Source organism: Paenibacillus glycanilyticus, from assembly GCF_030161375.1.
GTDB lineage: Bacteria > Bacillota > Bacilli > Paenibacillales > Paenibacillaceae > Pristimantibacillus > Pristimantibacillus glycanilyticus_B.
Genome location: NZ_BSSQ01000013.1, coordinates 211,712 through 224,087 on the forward strand (window position 1 = coordinate 211,712; position 12,376 = coordinate 224,087).

At 52.4% G+C, this 12,376-nt stretch carries 15 protein-coding genes and 1 riboswitch; all 15 genes read left to right on the plus strand.

Annotated elements, in window-relative coordinates; all coding sequences use genetic code 11:
- The first annotated feature begins 61 nt into the window (after positions 1-61).
- Positions 62-238, plus strand: a complete 177-nt coding sequence (locus QQK89_RS15645; RefSeq protein WP_284239544.1) for a DUF3934 domain-containing protein — start codon at positions 62-64, stop codon at positions 236-238.
- 247 nt (positions 239-485) lie between these two features.
- The gene (gene tenA, locus QQK89_RS15650; RefSeq protein ID WP_284239545.1) at positions 486-1,178 is read left to right on the plus strand and encodes a thiaminase II; all 693 of its coding nucleotides are present in this window, start codon (positions 486-488) and stop codon (positions 1,176-1,178) included.
- Positions 1,175-1,993 (plus strand): ABC transporter ATP-binding protein, encoded by an 819-nt coding sequence (locus QQK89_RS15655; RefSeq protein WP_284239546.1) that lies wholly within the window; start codon positions 1,175-1,177, stop codon positions 1,991-1,993. The genes tenA and QQK89_RS15655 overlap by 4 nt, the downstream gene beginning before the upstream one ends.
- Positions 1,990-2,739 carry an ABC transporter permease gene (locus tag QQK89_RS15660; RefSeq protein WP_284239547.1) on the plus strand — a complete coding sequence of 250 codons (750 nt, stop codon included), beginning with the start codon at positions 1,990-1,992 and terminating at the stop codon, positions 2,737-2,739. Before QQK89_RS15655 ends, QQK89_RS15660 begins: the two co-directional genes overlap by 4 nt.
- A 17-nt stretch (positions 2,740-2,756) precedes the next feature.
- Positions 2,757-3,773 carry an ABC transporter substrate-binding protein gene (locus QQK89_RS15665; protein ID WP_284239550.1) on the plus strand — a complete coding sequence of 339 codons (1,017 nt, stop codon included), beginning with the start codon at positions 2,757-2,759 and terminating at the stop codon, positions 3,771-3,773.
- 102 nt (positions 3,774-3,875) lie between these two features.
- The gene (locus tag QQK89_RS15670) at positions 3,876-4,895 is read left to right on the plus strand and encodes a thiazole biosynthesis adenylyltransferase ThiF (protein ID WP_284239552.1); all 1,020 of its coding nucleotides are present in this window, start codon (positions 3,876-3,878) and stop codon (positions 4,893-4,895) included.
- Positions 4,896-4,926: 31 nt separating this feature from the next.
- Entirely contained in the window at positions 4,927-5,571 is a 645-nt protein-coding gene (thiE, locus tag QQK89_RS15675) for a thiamine phosphate synthase (RefSeq protein WP_284239553.1), read from the plus strand.
- A complete protein-coding gene (thiS, locus tag QQK89_RS15680) occupies positions 5,555-5,752 on the plus strand; it encodes a sulfur carrier protein ThiS (protein ID WP_284239554.1) in 198 nt (65 codons plus the stop codon). Before thiE ends, thiS begins: the two co-directional genes overlap by 17 nt.
- A gap of 7 nt (positions 5,753-5,759) precedes the next feature.
- On the plus strand, positions 5,760-6,539 hold the full coding sequence (locus QQK89_RS15685; protein ID WP_284239555.1) for a thiazole synthase: 780 nt from the start codon (positions 5,760-5,762) through the stop codon (positions 6,537-6,539).
- 32 nt (positions 6,540-6,571) lie between these two features.
- Positions 6,572-7,678 (plus strand): glycine oxidase ThiO, encoded by a 1,107-nt coding sequence (gene thiO / locus QQK89_RS15690; protein WP_284239557.1) that lies wholly within the window; start codon positions 6,572-6,574, stop codon positions 7,676-7,678.
- Between the two features lie 24 nt (positions 7,679-7,702).
- Complete coding sequence (gene thiD / locus QQK89_RS15695; protein WP_284239559.1) at positions 7,703-8,533, plus strand: bifunctional hydroxymethylpyrimidine kinase/phosphomethylpyrimidine kinase; 831 nt, start codon at positions 7,703-7,705, stop codon at positions 8,531-8,533.
- Positions 8,534-8,600: 67 nt separating this feature from the next.
- Positions 8,601-8,951: a hypothetical protein gene (locus tag QQK89_RS15700; RefSeq protein WP_284239561.1), complete on the plus strand. Its 351-nt coding sequence runs from the start codon at positions 8,601-8,603 to the stop codon at positions 8,949-8,951.
- Between the two features lie 97 nt (positions 8,952-9,048).
- Positions 9,049-9,186: riboswitch (cyclic di-AMP (ydaO/yuaA leader) on the plus strand.
- 185 nt (positions 9,187-9,371) lie between these two features.
- Complete coding sequence (locus QQK89_RS15705) at positions 9,372-10,412, plus strand: KamA family radical SAM protein (RefSeq protein WP_284239563.1); 1,041 nt, start codon at positions 9,372-9,374, stop codon at positions 10,410-10,412.
- Positions 10,413-10,451: 39 nt separating this feature from the next.
- The gene (locus QQK89_RS15710; RefSeq protein ID WP_284239565.1) at positions 10,452-11,570 is read left to right on the plus strand and encodes an alpha/beta hydrolase; all 1,119 of its coding nucleotides are present in this window, start codon (positions 10,452-10,454) and stop codon (positions 11,568-11,570) included.
- A gap of 290 nt (positions 11,571-11,860) precedes the next feature.
- Positions 11,861-12,370: a C40 family peptidase gene (locus QQK89_RS15715; RefSeq protein WP_284239566.1), complete on the plus strand. Its 510-nt coding sequence runs from the start codon at positions 11,861-11,863 to the stop codon at positions 12,368-12,370.
- The last annotated feature ends 6 nt before the right edge of the window (positions 12,371-12,376 follow it).

Below are 12,376 nucleotides of genomic sequence, written 5' to 3' on the forward strand. Positions count from 1 at the left end.
GCTATTTGCACCGGGCTATTGGTACAATACACCGTATTAGAACACAAGGGAGCGGTATCGATTGACTAAAGCAAAAAAGAGCGGCGTCGGACAAGGAACGGGCAAAAAGGGCTGGAGCCGCTGGGATAAAGCAGAAAAGAAGAAAAGCGCGAAGCGGGTATTCAGCAAAGGGCCTAAAGCCGGAGCTGACAAGAAGGAAGAGGCCGGCGGAGCAAACAAGCCAGGCAAAGGCGAATAAACAGGTTATTGCCTATAATTCACATTTCCGTTATAGTGAGTTTAATTGCATAAGCGTGCGGGTGCTGGATAAAGTCTGGCTGAGATAGGCAACTTGTTTGCCTGACCGTTAATCTGAACCAGGTAATGCTGGCGTAGAGAACCGATCGAATTACAGCCATTCGTATATTCGCGGATGGCTTTTTCTGTTGTTCGAGCGCCCTAAGTTTAGTTACCTCAGGTTACTTAAACGAAGGAGTGACTTTAATATGATGAATACAACCACGCAAGCTGGCGCATTCTCCGAAAGACTATACCAGAGTTCCAAGGAAATCTGGGAGCAGAGCCATCGGCATCCTTTTCTCGAGGAGCTGAAGGCAGGGACTTTAGATCCCGCGAAATTCATTTACTACCTCAAGCAAGACTACGTCTACTTAATCGATTATGCCAAAATGTTCGCTTACGGCAGCATCAAGGCTAACGATCTCCTCACGATGGGGAAATTCTCCGAGCTGAGCCATTCCATTCTGAACGTGGAGATGGGACTGCACCGGCTGTACGCCGAGCGATTCGGCATCACAAGGGAAGAGCTGGAGAATACGGAACCATCGCCTACCACTATTGCTTATACCAAATATCTGCTTGACGTTGCCGCGCACGGCACTCTAGCCGAAGTTGCAGCTGCCATATTGCCCTGTATGTGGAGTTATCGCGAGATTGGCGTATTATTTGCCGCTGCTCCAGGCGCGCTTGATCATGCCCTTTACCGGGACTGGATTCTAATGTACAGCTCCGATGAATTCGGTGAATTGACGGATTGGTGCATCGGCATAATGGATCAATTGGCCGAAGGGTTGCCGGAGCCGGAGCTGGCCAAGATCGAACGGCATTTTGTTATGGCTTCCAAACTTGAATATATGTTCTGGGACATGGCCTACCGAGAGGAAGCGTGGCCGGTGTGAGCGGAAGGACGATCACACCGGAGCCGCGGCAGGAAACAGGATTGCCGGGCTTATCCGTACAAGGTTTAACCTACGGATTTGAAAGCGACAAGCCGTTATTCGAAGGTCTGGATCTGGAAGTGCCCAAGGGGCAATTCGTTAGTATTGTAGCGGCCAGCGGCATGGGAAAAACAACCCTGTTCCGTCTGCTCGCCGGCCTGCTCCAGCCGGAATCCGGCACGGTCACGGTTGCCGGAGCCGCCGAGGGACCCGGCGGCCGCTCAATCGGCTATATGCCGCAGCGCGACTGCTTGATGCCGTGGCGGACGGTACAGGATAATGCCGCCATTGGCCTCGAGCTGGCAGGCATGGCGAGGCGCGAGGCGAGGCGCAAAGTGCTGGAACTGCTGCCGGAGCTTGGACTCGCGGGAACGGCAAGTAAATATCCGCATGAGCTGTCGGGAGGGATGCGGCAGCGGGTATCCTTCCTCCGTTCATTGCTCGCCGGCGGAGAGCTGCTTCTGCTCGATGAACCGTTCAGCGCGCTTGATGCCATGACTAGGAGCAGCTTGCAGCAGTGGCTGCTGGAAGTATGGGAGAAACATCGGAAGACGATTTTGTTCATTACGCATGACATCGACGAAGCTCTGCTTCTATCGGATCAGGTGTTAGTCGCTGCTTCTGCGCCAATCCGCAAGCTCGTGCCCATGATGGTAGACTTGCCCCGTCCCCGTACATACGAGACTACGCTTGCTGAGAATTTTGTCTACTTGAAGAGGAGGATTCTCCGGCAACTCGGCCGGATCGGTTCTTCCGGAGGGGGCGGAGACGAATGAAGCAAGTGAAAGACAAACTTCCGATTCTCCTGTTCATTCTCTTGCTCGCGGCTCTCTGGGAACTCTCCACGATCGTCTTTCATATTCCGGCGTATATCGTGCCCCGGTTGTCGGATGTATTTGCCGCAATGGGACGTCATGCGGGACTGCTCGGCAAGCATTTTGTTTTGACGTTAGGGGAAGCGCTGCTTGGTCTTGCTATTTCGGTCCTCTGTGGCGTTATGTCCGCGATTTGGATCGAGAGTTCGAGCCTCGCGCGCAAAACGATATATCCGTTAATCGTGGCGTCGCAGACGATACCGATTATCGCGTTGTCCCCCATTATGGTCATGTGGTTTGGCTATGAGATTGGAAGCAAGGTTGCGGTTGTGATCCTGTTTACGTTTTTCCCGGTTGCGGTTAATACGGCAGACGGATTCCGCGCGGCCGACAAGGAAATCGGGGAGCTGCTTCGCTCCATGGGGGCAGGGAGAGCGCAATTGTTTCTGAAGTGGAAGCTGCCGTCCGCGCTGCCGTCTTTTTTTACCGGCCTTAAGATGGCCGCCGCGATCAGCGTAGGAGGGGCAACGCTAGGAGAATGGCTTGGCGGAGAATCCGGGCTTGGCGTTTATACGAAGCGGGCGGCTAACATGCTTCGCGGCGACGATGTTTTTGCCGGCGTATTACTATTGTCATTCATGGGAATTGCCTTGTTTATAGCAGCACAAATCATAGAGAGACTGGTGCTTGGGCATCGGCGAGCGTGAAGAAGGGGAGAGTTTGAATGTTTGGAACTAATCATAAATTCTTGCAATCGGGATTGGCTTTAAGCGTTGCGTTTGCTTTGCTGCTGACAGCGTGTTCGTCCAAGAACGAAACTGGCAATGCGGCTGCTTTACCGAAGAAACAGGAGTTAACGGTACTGCTTGACTGGTATCCCAACGCCGTACATACGTTTTTGTACGCGGCGGAGGAAGAGGGGTATTTCGCGGAAGAGGGGCTTACGGTTAAGCTTCAAACGCCTGCGGATACGAATGATGCCTTGAAGCTGGTCGCGACGGGCAAAGCCGATCTGGCGCTTAGCTATCAGACGCAAGTAGCCGTTGCACGCTCGGAGGATATCCCGGTCGTATCGGTCGGGGCAATCGTCCGCCATCCGCTGAATCAGCTGTTTGTGTCTGAGGGTACGGGGATTACAACGCCCAAGGATCTGGAAGGCAAAAAAATCGGCTATCCCTCCTTGCCGCTGGATGAAGCCATGGTTAATACGATGGTGAAGGCGGATGGGGGCGACCCGTCGAAATTAAATTATGTGGATATCGGCTGGGATCTGATTCCGGCGATGACAACCAAACGCGTGGACGGCATTATCGGCGGTTATATCAATCATGAGAAGCTGCTTCTCGAGAAAGAAGGCGAGAAGCTGGTAGCTTTCAACCCGGCGGATTATGGCGTTCCGGATTATTACGAGCTGGTGCTGACGGCAAGCGAGAAGGAGCTCGGCAGCAACAGCGATGCGATCAAACGGTTCCTCGCCGCTGCGGCGAAAGGCCAGGCTTATACGGCAAGCCATCCGGACGAAGCTCTTAAGCTGCTGCTGGATAAGCAAAGCTCCGACTTCCCGCTGGATGCGGATATCGAGAAGCAAAGCCTGGATATTTTGCTGCCGCTAATGGATGCGGGAAATGAACCTTTTGGCAGCCAGTCCGCAGAATCGTGGAACGGGATTATCGGCTGGCTTACGGAACACGGTCAGATTAAGAAGCCGGTTAAAGCGGAGGACGCTTTCCGCAATTTATGATTGTGTGACTATTCCTTAGGTTGATGCTTACGAAGCAAGAATCGTCACAATGGCCCTGAAGAGGCCATTTGTGTGACTATTCTTTTTGGGAGGGTTTGGCAAATGGATGAGAAACTAGAGAGATATTCCAGACAAATGTTGTTTGCGCCGATTGGGGAGCAAGGCCAGCAGAAGCTGGGCGAACGCTCGGTTTGCATCATCGGGATGGGGGCGCTTGGCACGGTGCTGGCCAATCATATGGTCCGCGCGGGAGTTGGCCTGGTCCGGATCGTAGACCGGGATTATGTGGAGAAGAGCAATCTGCAGCGCCAAATGCTGTACGACGAGGACGATGTCCGCGAGGGGGTTCCGAAGGCGATTGCCGCGGAACGCAAGCTTCGCAAGATTAATTCCGACGTGCGGATCGAAGCGGTTGTGGCGGATGTGACCGTTCATAACATTGAAGAGCTATTGGCGGGCATGGATTTGGTGCTGGACGGCACGGATAACTTCCGGACCCGGTTCCTACTGAACGACGCGTGCTTCCGCCAAGGCATCCCGTTTACTTATGGCGGAGCGGTCAGTTCGCGCGGCATGAGCGCGATTCTGGTGCCGGGCAAGACGCCTTGCCTGCGCTGCTTCCTCCCGTCCGCGGACAGCGGCGGCCAAACCTGCGATACGATTGGCGTAATCGCCCCCGTAGTTGATATTGTCGCTTCTTACCAGGCGGTCGAAGCGCTTAAATATTTGGTTGAAGCGGATCAGGCTAGAAGGAATAGTCTCGTTACCTTTGATCTGTGGAGCAACTATTACTACGAAATGAAGCTTGGAGAGGTTAAGAAAGATTGCCCTTGCTGCCAGCTGAAGGAGTATCCGGCGCTACAGGTGACGGAGACCGATCAGACCGTATCCTTATGCGGACGAAGCACGGTTCAGATCAGCGGACACGGACCGCTTGATCTGGAGCTTTGGAGCAAACGGCTTGAGCCGGCTGCGGTGAAGGTGGAGCAGAATGCTTACCTTCTCAAAGCGGAGCTGCCGGAGGGCGAGCGGCTTGTATTGTTCCCGGACGGCAGGGTATTGGTGCAGGGGACGGAAGATATTGTTCGCGCGAAGACGTTGTACGCGAGATATTTCGGTTGACACATAAATGAGTTGAGGAGATGAATGCAGGATGAAGGAGTTTCGTCTGTATGCGATCACCGGAGAGCAGTTCCATCCAGGCCGGGAGATGCTGGAAGTGATGGAGGAAGCGATCAAAGGCGGCGTTGACATTATTCAGTTGCGGGATAAGGACGGCAGTCCGGAAGAGATCTTGAAGAAGGCCAAAGCGCTGCGCGAGCTTACCCGGAAATACGGCGTAACGTTTATCGTTAACGACTATATCGACATCGCGTTGGAAGTAGACGCGGACGGTGTCCATCTTGGGCAAGACGATGTCTCGCTGACGGAAGCAAGACGCCGATTGGGCAACAAGATTATCGGCATCTCCACGCATGCGATTGAGGAAGCGCTGCTTGCCGAAGAGCAGGGTGCTGACTATATCGGCGTGGGGCCGGTTTTTCCAACAAAAACGAAGGTCGACGTCGTTGATCCGGTGACGACCGCTTATGTGCGGCAGGTTGCGGAACGGATCCGTATTCCTTTTGTTGCGATCGGCGGAATCAAGCTTAGCAACGTGGATGAAGTTCTTGCGGCGGGAGCAACGCGGATTTGCGCGGTAAGCGAAATTGTCGGCAACTCCGATGTCGCGGGCACTTGTCAGGCCTTCCTCCGCAAGCTGGAAGGAGCGGGAGCGTCACATGCAGTTGATCGTTAATGGAGAAACCCTGGAGATGGAGGCCCGCACGATACAGGACGTAATCCTCCATTTTGGATTGGAAGAACGGCCGGTTGTCGTGGAAGCGGATGGCGAGATTATAGCAAAAGAACAATGGCCGTTTATGGAAGTAAGGCCAATGATGAAGATTGAACTGGTTCATTTTGTCGGGGGAGGTTGAGATAGGGATGAACAAAGATGTTTGGCAGATCGGGGGACATGAGCTGACCTCGCGGTTTTTTATCGGGACGGGATTGTTCCCAAGTCCTTATGTGCAGAAGGAAGCGATCCGGGAGTCGGGGGCCGAGGTGCTTACCTTTGCGATTCGCCGGATTAATCTCGCGTCTACCGAGGACGATTCTATCCTGCAGCATGTGGAGGGGGAAGCCTTCCGCTATCTTCCGAATACGTCCGGCGCGAGCACGGCGGAGGAAGCCGTCCGTATCGCGCGGCTGGCGCGGGCTTCAGGACTTAGCGATTGGATCAAGGTAGAGATTAGCGCTAATGAACGCACGCTGTTGCCCGATCCGCTGGAGACGCTGAAAGCAACGGAAATTCTGGTGAAAGAAGGTTTTATCGTCCTTCCTTATACGTCGGATGATCCGATTCTATGCAAAAGGCTGGAGGAAGCGGGCGCTGCGGCCGTTATGCCCGGGGCTGCGCCGATCGGGACGGGACTTGGCATTCTGAATCCGTACAACATCGGTCTAATCGTAGAGGAGGCCAAGGTACCGATTATTGTGGACGCCGGTCTTGGTTCGGTCAGCGATGTCGCGCAAGCGATGGAGCTTGGCGTGTCGGGCGTGCTCATGAATACGCCGGTTGCCAAAGCCAAAGATCCGGTCGGAATGGCTCGCGCTATGAGACTGGCGATTGAAGCTGGCCGTCTCTCGTATTTGTCCGGGCGCATTTCGAAGAAGCGTTATGCTTCGGCCAGCAGCGGACATGAGCAATTTATCGTGAAATAAGGGCCATACCAAGATAGAAAGCTGGTTTAACCATGGGAGAAACAATTGTCATTATGGGCGGGGGCGTAGTTGGTCTATCTTGCGCCTTCGAGCTTCAGAAACGCGGCCATCAGGTTATCGTTCTCGAGATCGGCCGTTGCGGCGGGCAAGCTTCCGGTGCTGCGGCCGGGATGCTGGCGCCTTATTCGGAGAACGTGGAAGGACCGGATGATTTCTTCCGTTTATGCCGGGAAAGCTTGCGGCTCTATCCGTCCTGGCGGGATGAAGTTCGGCAAGTATCCGGGCAGAAGTTCGAATATACGGAGTCCGGCAGTCTTTATATTGCTTACCATGAGGCGGACCGTCTCGCGCTGGAAGGGCGGCGGTTGTGGCAAAGCGAACATGGATCCAGCGGCATCGTGCTGGAAGGAGACGAACTGTTCGGCCAAGAGCCTAAACTTTCCCGCGAGGTGAAAGCCGCTCTATATACGCCGGAGGAAAGCCATGTCTATGCGCCGGATTATGTACAGGCGCTTGAACAGGCGTGCCGGTTAACCGGAGTCCGGATCTTCGAGCAGCTTGGCCAGGTAACGGTTGAAGATTGGCGCGAGAATCTGGCTCTAACCGCGCTGGACGGCCGGAGCTTCACCGGCGACAGGCTGGTCGTTTGCTCCGGGGCATGGGCGAAGGAACTGGAGGACGTATTCGATATCCGCATTCCGGTCTATCCAATTCGCGGCCAGATTTGCGCATATGAAGCGGAAATTAAACCGGTGCGGCACATGGTGTTTTGCAATCAAGGTTATCTCGTAGCAAAAGCGAACGGTACGCTTGTTTGCGGAGCATCCGAGGATGTCGCGGGCTTTGACACCACCGTTACGGAACGAGGGATCGAGCGGCTTCGCAAATGGAATAAGCAGGCGTTCCCTTTCCTGGCGGAGCAGGAGCCGTTCCACCGCTGGGCGGGGCTGCGGCCTTCCACGCAGGATGGATTCCCGCTGCTTGGACCGTTGCCGGAATCAAGCGGCCGCATCATTATGGCGGCTGGACATTACCGCAATGGGATTCTGCTTAGTCCGGTAACGGCGCAAGCCGTCGCCGATTATATCGAGACCGGCAGCAGGCTGCCGGCATTTGCGCCGGAACGGTTTTCCTACTAAACGATAAACGGGGTGAAATAGCAGATGGAGGAATACATATCCAATGGCCGGATTGCGCGGGCCTTAACGATTGCCGGCTCGGACAGCGGAGGCGGAGCAGGAATTCAGGCCGACCTGAAGACGTTTCAAGAGCTTGGCGCGTATGGGATGTCGGCTCTGACGGCGATTACCGCGCAAAATACGCTAGGCGTACAAGGTGTTTTTCCGGTCGCCAAGGAAGCGGTCAAAGCGCAGATCCACTCTGTCGGCAGCGATATCGGAGTTGATGCGCTTAAGACGGGCATGTTGTTCAGCGCCGAGATTATCGAGGAAGTGGCGGAAGCGATCGCTTTTTTTGGTTGGTCAAAGGTTGTGGTTGATCCGGTTATGATTGCCAAAGGAGGCGCGGCACTTCTGCAGGTAGAAGCCGTGCGGGCTTTAACCCGCAAGCTCTTGCCGCTCACGATGATCGTCACGCCTAACATTCCGGAAGCCGAACATCTGACCGGCATGCCGATTCGGAATATGGCGGATAAGCTGGAAGCAGCCAAAAAACTGGCCGGCTGTGGCGCCCGGTATGTCTTGATCAAAGGCGGGCATGAAGCGGGAGCCGAAGCCGTTGATCTGTTGTATGACGGCAGCGGCTATATGGAGCTGACCGGCAAGCGGATCGAGACGGCGCGAACGCATGGCACCGGCTGCACGTTTTCGGCCGCGCTTACCGCGGGTCTCGCTCAAGGGCTTAGCGTGGAGGAAGCCGTCCGTCAAGCCAAAGCCTATATTCAAGCCGCCATCGAAGATGGCATATTGATCGGCAGCGGCCATGGACCTACGAATCATTGGGCTTACCGGAACAGACAATTTGTCACCAATTAACTAGACAAGTTCTTGTCCTATTTTTACGTTTCCGATCATACCTATGTGAAGAAGGAGCGTGAAAATCGTGGAGGATAAGACGGTCAAACGTTATTATCAATTGAAGAAAAAGCAAAAAGAAATCGAACTCGAATTAGCCGAGCTGCGCGGCGAGATTGTCCGTCATTGCGTAGAAGGAGAAATTAACGAGCTGGAGATTGGCAACTATAAAGTGAAGGTTATCGCTCAGGAACGGAAAGAATTCGATGAAGCCAAGCTGTTTGCCGCGCTGCCGGATCCGGAAGTGTGGCGGCTGCTCTCAAAGCCCGATACCTCGAAAATCGCCGGTCTGATCAAACTGAATGTCATCTCGGAAGAGACGATCAAAGATACGTATTCGGTTAAGCACTTATCCCTTCTTCAAGTCGATAAGAAATAAAGGCTATTGAGTTAATTAAGTCCCCGTCCAATCCTCTAACGGATTTGGGCGTTTTTTTTTGCGGATTAATTGTTGACAATATTAAGAATTGTGAGATAATTATAATAAGCTTAGTTCTCGGCGATGCCGAGAAGCGGGGAAACCAATCTTTTGGGGCGAATCAGCCGGTCTTTGGCTGTAGGGAACCATCTATCCCGAGTCCGTCAGCTAACCTCGTCAGCTCGAGATGGGTCTTTTGCGAATGATATTGCAAACTTTAGACCCTTTGTAGGGTCTTTTTCTGTTTTAAAGGCCCAAGACGCACGAGAGTCATGTCCATGCTCCGTGCTGATGGGTCTTTTCTTTTTTTCATTTTCGTGGAGGTGGGATGGACTTCCCGGCATAGGTGAGGCTTCTAATAACCTTTTGGAGGGATGCGAAATGGTACAACCAATGGCCGATAACGGTAGAACAGCTGGTCTGTCGGAGGCTGAAAGGGAAAGGCTTAAGAAGCATTTTCGCGTCAATGATTATTACTTAAATTTGATTGACTGGGATGACCCGAAGGATCCGATCCGTAAAAACTTGATCGCATCGGCCGGAGAATCCTATCGCGGCATTCACGATCTTAATTGGGAACCTGCAGGCTGCAGGCACATCTACCAATCGATGGTGCTTCTTCCCGTGTCCCAGGCAGTAGAAGGGATTGCTTATATCGCCGAGCATGCCGAGGTTCGCAAGGTTGTGCTGACGGGGGACAGTCTAATGCTGGGGCTCCCTAAGCTGCGCAAAATTATTGAGGAGCTTCGGAAGATCGATCATATCGGTACGATCAGACTCGATTCCAGAATCCCGGTTCATAATCCCATGCGGATTTATGAAGACCATGAACTATTAGAGTTGCTGAGCCAGTACTCCACTCCGGATAAGCGGATCTACTTGATGACGACAATTAACCATCCTAGAGAAATAACGGCCGAAGCGAAAAAAGCTTTTAATGCCCTTCACCAGGCGGGAGTTGTCGTGCTTAATCAAACCCCTATCGTCAAGGGCGTTAATAATGATCCTCTACTGCTAGGCAAGCTGATCGATCAGTTGTCCCAGGCGGGGGTTTCCCCTTATTCCTTTATCATTAACCGTCCTAATTCTTCTTATCCCGAATCCAATCTGTCGTTGCAAACGCAATTCTCCATTGTTCAGCAAGCCAAAGAGCTGACCGCCGAGCTTGGCAAACGGGTCAGGCTTCTGATGGCCCATGATTTTGGAAAAGTTGAACTGCTTGATGTCGAAGGCGGCAAAGCCTACGTCAAATATCATCACTATCAGGAAGAAGGAAAAGGGCGTTTTATTATGCTTGACTGTCCTCCCGAAGCCTCATGGCTGGAAGATCTGTCGGAGCATGACGACCATATGGTTTATTTGCCTTCAGGGCAAGTAAACGGGGCTTCAATGAAGGATGTTCCGGCGTCAAAAGAGAAGTAAGAAGGGATAACATCATACATCCCGGGAGGCTTCTATTTCATGAGAGAGTATAGCCAGGAACTTGTAAGCGCCTTGCAGGCTCAGCGAGAAGAAGTGGATCAGAACGGAACAAGGGTAATTGTTAAAGTAAATCCCGAAGAAACAAGAGCAGGATACTTGGATCCCTACGAGTTAAAACTCATGATGAAATGGTTCGAAGACAGCTCGCGGCAGACTGCGGCAGCATCTGCGGAACCATTGTCGCCTGAAGAGCAGCTGCAGCATGTACGGGATTCGATGGGATTTCCGAATCGTAATTTGAATACCGTCGAGATTTATACGGGTTATGAGCGGATTCAGCTCGGAGATAATGAGGTTGGGTTATGGCGGTATTACCCGCGCAAGTCGATGCGCAAGGCTAATAAACCTTGTCTTATTTATATTCACGGCGGCGGTTGGATTGGCGGAACCGTGTTTGCGGTGGAGAATCCTTGCCGGCTGATTGCGGAACTGGCGGACGCCGTCGTCTTTAATATTGATTATTCGCTTGCGCCCGAGCGGAAATTCCCTCATGGATTCAACGACTGCTTTAATGCCGTTCAATATATTTACGAGCATGCGGAAGCTTATGGCATTGACCGGAACCGGATTGTTGTCGGCGGCGACAGCGCGGGCGGCAATTTGAGCGCCGCGGTGGCCGTGAAGGACCGGGATCTTGCAACCCGCATGGTTGCCGGTCAAGTGCTGATCTACCCGTGCGTCACGTTTGTTAATGGGGTGAACGGTTACCAATGGGAGCTGTCCCAATTCGACATGTCGGACGAACAAAGGGCCATGATTGATCCGATGTTAGGCATTGGACGACCAACCGAAGCCGATCCCGAAGTTAAGAAAGCGTGGGAAAATTACCTGCCAAGCGAAGTGGATGTTCGAAATCCGTATGTCAGTCCGCTTCTAGCGAGCAAAGAAGGCTTAGCGCCTACGCTTTGCGTCGGGGCGGAATATGACGGACTACGCATTCAGTCCGAGGTGTACGGCAGGCAGCTTGCGGAAGCCGGCGTTCCGGTGAGAACGATACGTTACAAAGGATGCACGCATGCTTTTATCGACCGTTTAGGTTTTGTGCCGCAAGCGGAAGATCTTTGTATCGAAATCGCAAATATGCTGAAGGCATTATAATAGAAAAGACAGCTCTGATCGTACCCGCTTTTTCCATGGAAAAGCGGGTTTTTTGTGTGAAAATATGAAAATATCGGATTATAGCATATCCATTTACGGGCAACAAATAAGAAAATCTTCATTAATGATGTCCGCTTTCTCAGAAAGAGGTGAAGACCTAAGAAACGCCTAGTTTTCAGCGTTTTTTCAGTTTTCATTTCCCTCTGACTTCCAATTTTTGCGGGTATAATTGGGCATCAGAGCCACTCTATAATAGCCCTATCACGATAGATAGGGAGTGAACAACAGAAATGAAATTTATGACAAAACTTGCGACGCTCTTGGTGGCGATCGCATTGCCAGTTACAGCATTGGTGCATGCACCAGCGGATGCTGCAATGTCCGCAGATGCAAAAAGAGCTAAGATTGTTTCCACGGCTTTAAACTTGAAAGGTAAAGTAAACTATGTAAGTTGGCAGAACCGTCAAGAGAAGAAAGCCCCTTACGCGACAGATTGCTCCGGCTTCACGGCGCTTGTATATAAACTTGCTAACGTTGGCGTTACTCTGGTTAACCGTGATGATGATGATCAAGCAAAAGTAGGTACTAAAGTAGGTTATGGCAACTTCAAAAAAGGCGATCTGTTGTTCTTCTGGAACAGCGGTTCGAAAAACCATAGCGACGTTGGCCATGTCGGCATCTACATCGGCGACGGCAAAATGATTCATAACGCTAGCCCTTCTAAAGACGTAATCGTTTCGAGCATTAATTCGAGTTATTATAAAGAGCGTTTCATCGTGGGGAGACGCGTAATTAAATAAGGATTG

Bases quoted from the DNA above. Each gene is read 5' to 3' on its own strand.
- tenA (WP_284239545.1), top strand. From the start codon at position 486: ATGATGAATACAACCACGCAAGCTGGCGCATTCTCCGAAAGACTATAC.
- QQK89_RS15660 (WP_284239547.1), top strand. From the start codon at position 1,990: ATGAAGCAAGTGAAAGACAAACTTCCGATTCTCCTGTTCATTCTCTTG.
- QQK89_RS15665 (WP_284239550.1), top strand. From the start codon at position 2,757: ATGTTTGGAACTAATCATAAATTCTTGCAATCGGGATTGGCTTTAAGC.
- QQK89_RS15670 (WP_284239552.1), top strand. From the start codon at position 3,876: ATGGATGAGAAACTAGAGAGATATTCCAGACAAATGTTGTTTGCGCCG.
- thiE (WP_284239553.1), top strand. From the start codon at position 4,927: ATGAAGGAGTTTCGTCTGTATGCGATCACCGGAGAGCAGTTCCATCCA.
- thiS (WP_284239554.1), top strand. From the start codon at position 5,555: ATGCAGTTGATCGTTAATGGAGAAACCCTGGAGATGGAGGCCCGCACG.
- QQK89_RS15685 (WP_284239555.1), top strand. From the start codon at position 5,760: ATGAACAAAGATGTTTGGCAGATCGGGGGACATGAGCTGACCTCGCGG.
- thiO (WP_284239557.1), top strand. From the start codon at position 6,572: ATGGGAGAAACAATTGTCATTATGGGCGGGGGCGTAGTTGGTCTATCT.
- thiD (WP_284239559.1), top strand. From the start codon at position 7,703: ATGGAGGAATACATATCCAATGGCCGGATTGCGCGGGCCTTAACGATT.
- QQK89_RS15705 (WP_284239563.1), top strand. From the start codon at position 9,372: ATGGTACAACCAATGGCCGATAACGGTAGAACAGCTGGTCTGTCGGAG.
- QQK89_RS15710 (WP_284239565.1), top strand. From the start codon at position 10,452: ATGAGAGAGTATAGCCAGGAACTTGTAAGCGCCTTGCAGGCTCAGCGA.
- QQK89_RS15715 (WP_284239566.1), top strand. From the start codon at position 11,861: ATGAAATTTATGACAAAACTTGCGACGCTCTTGGTGGCGATCGCATTG.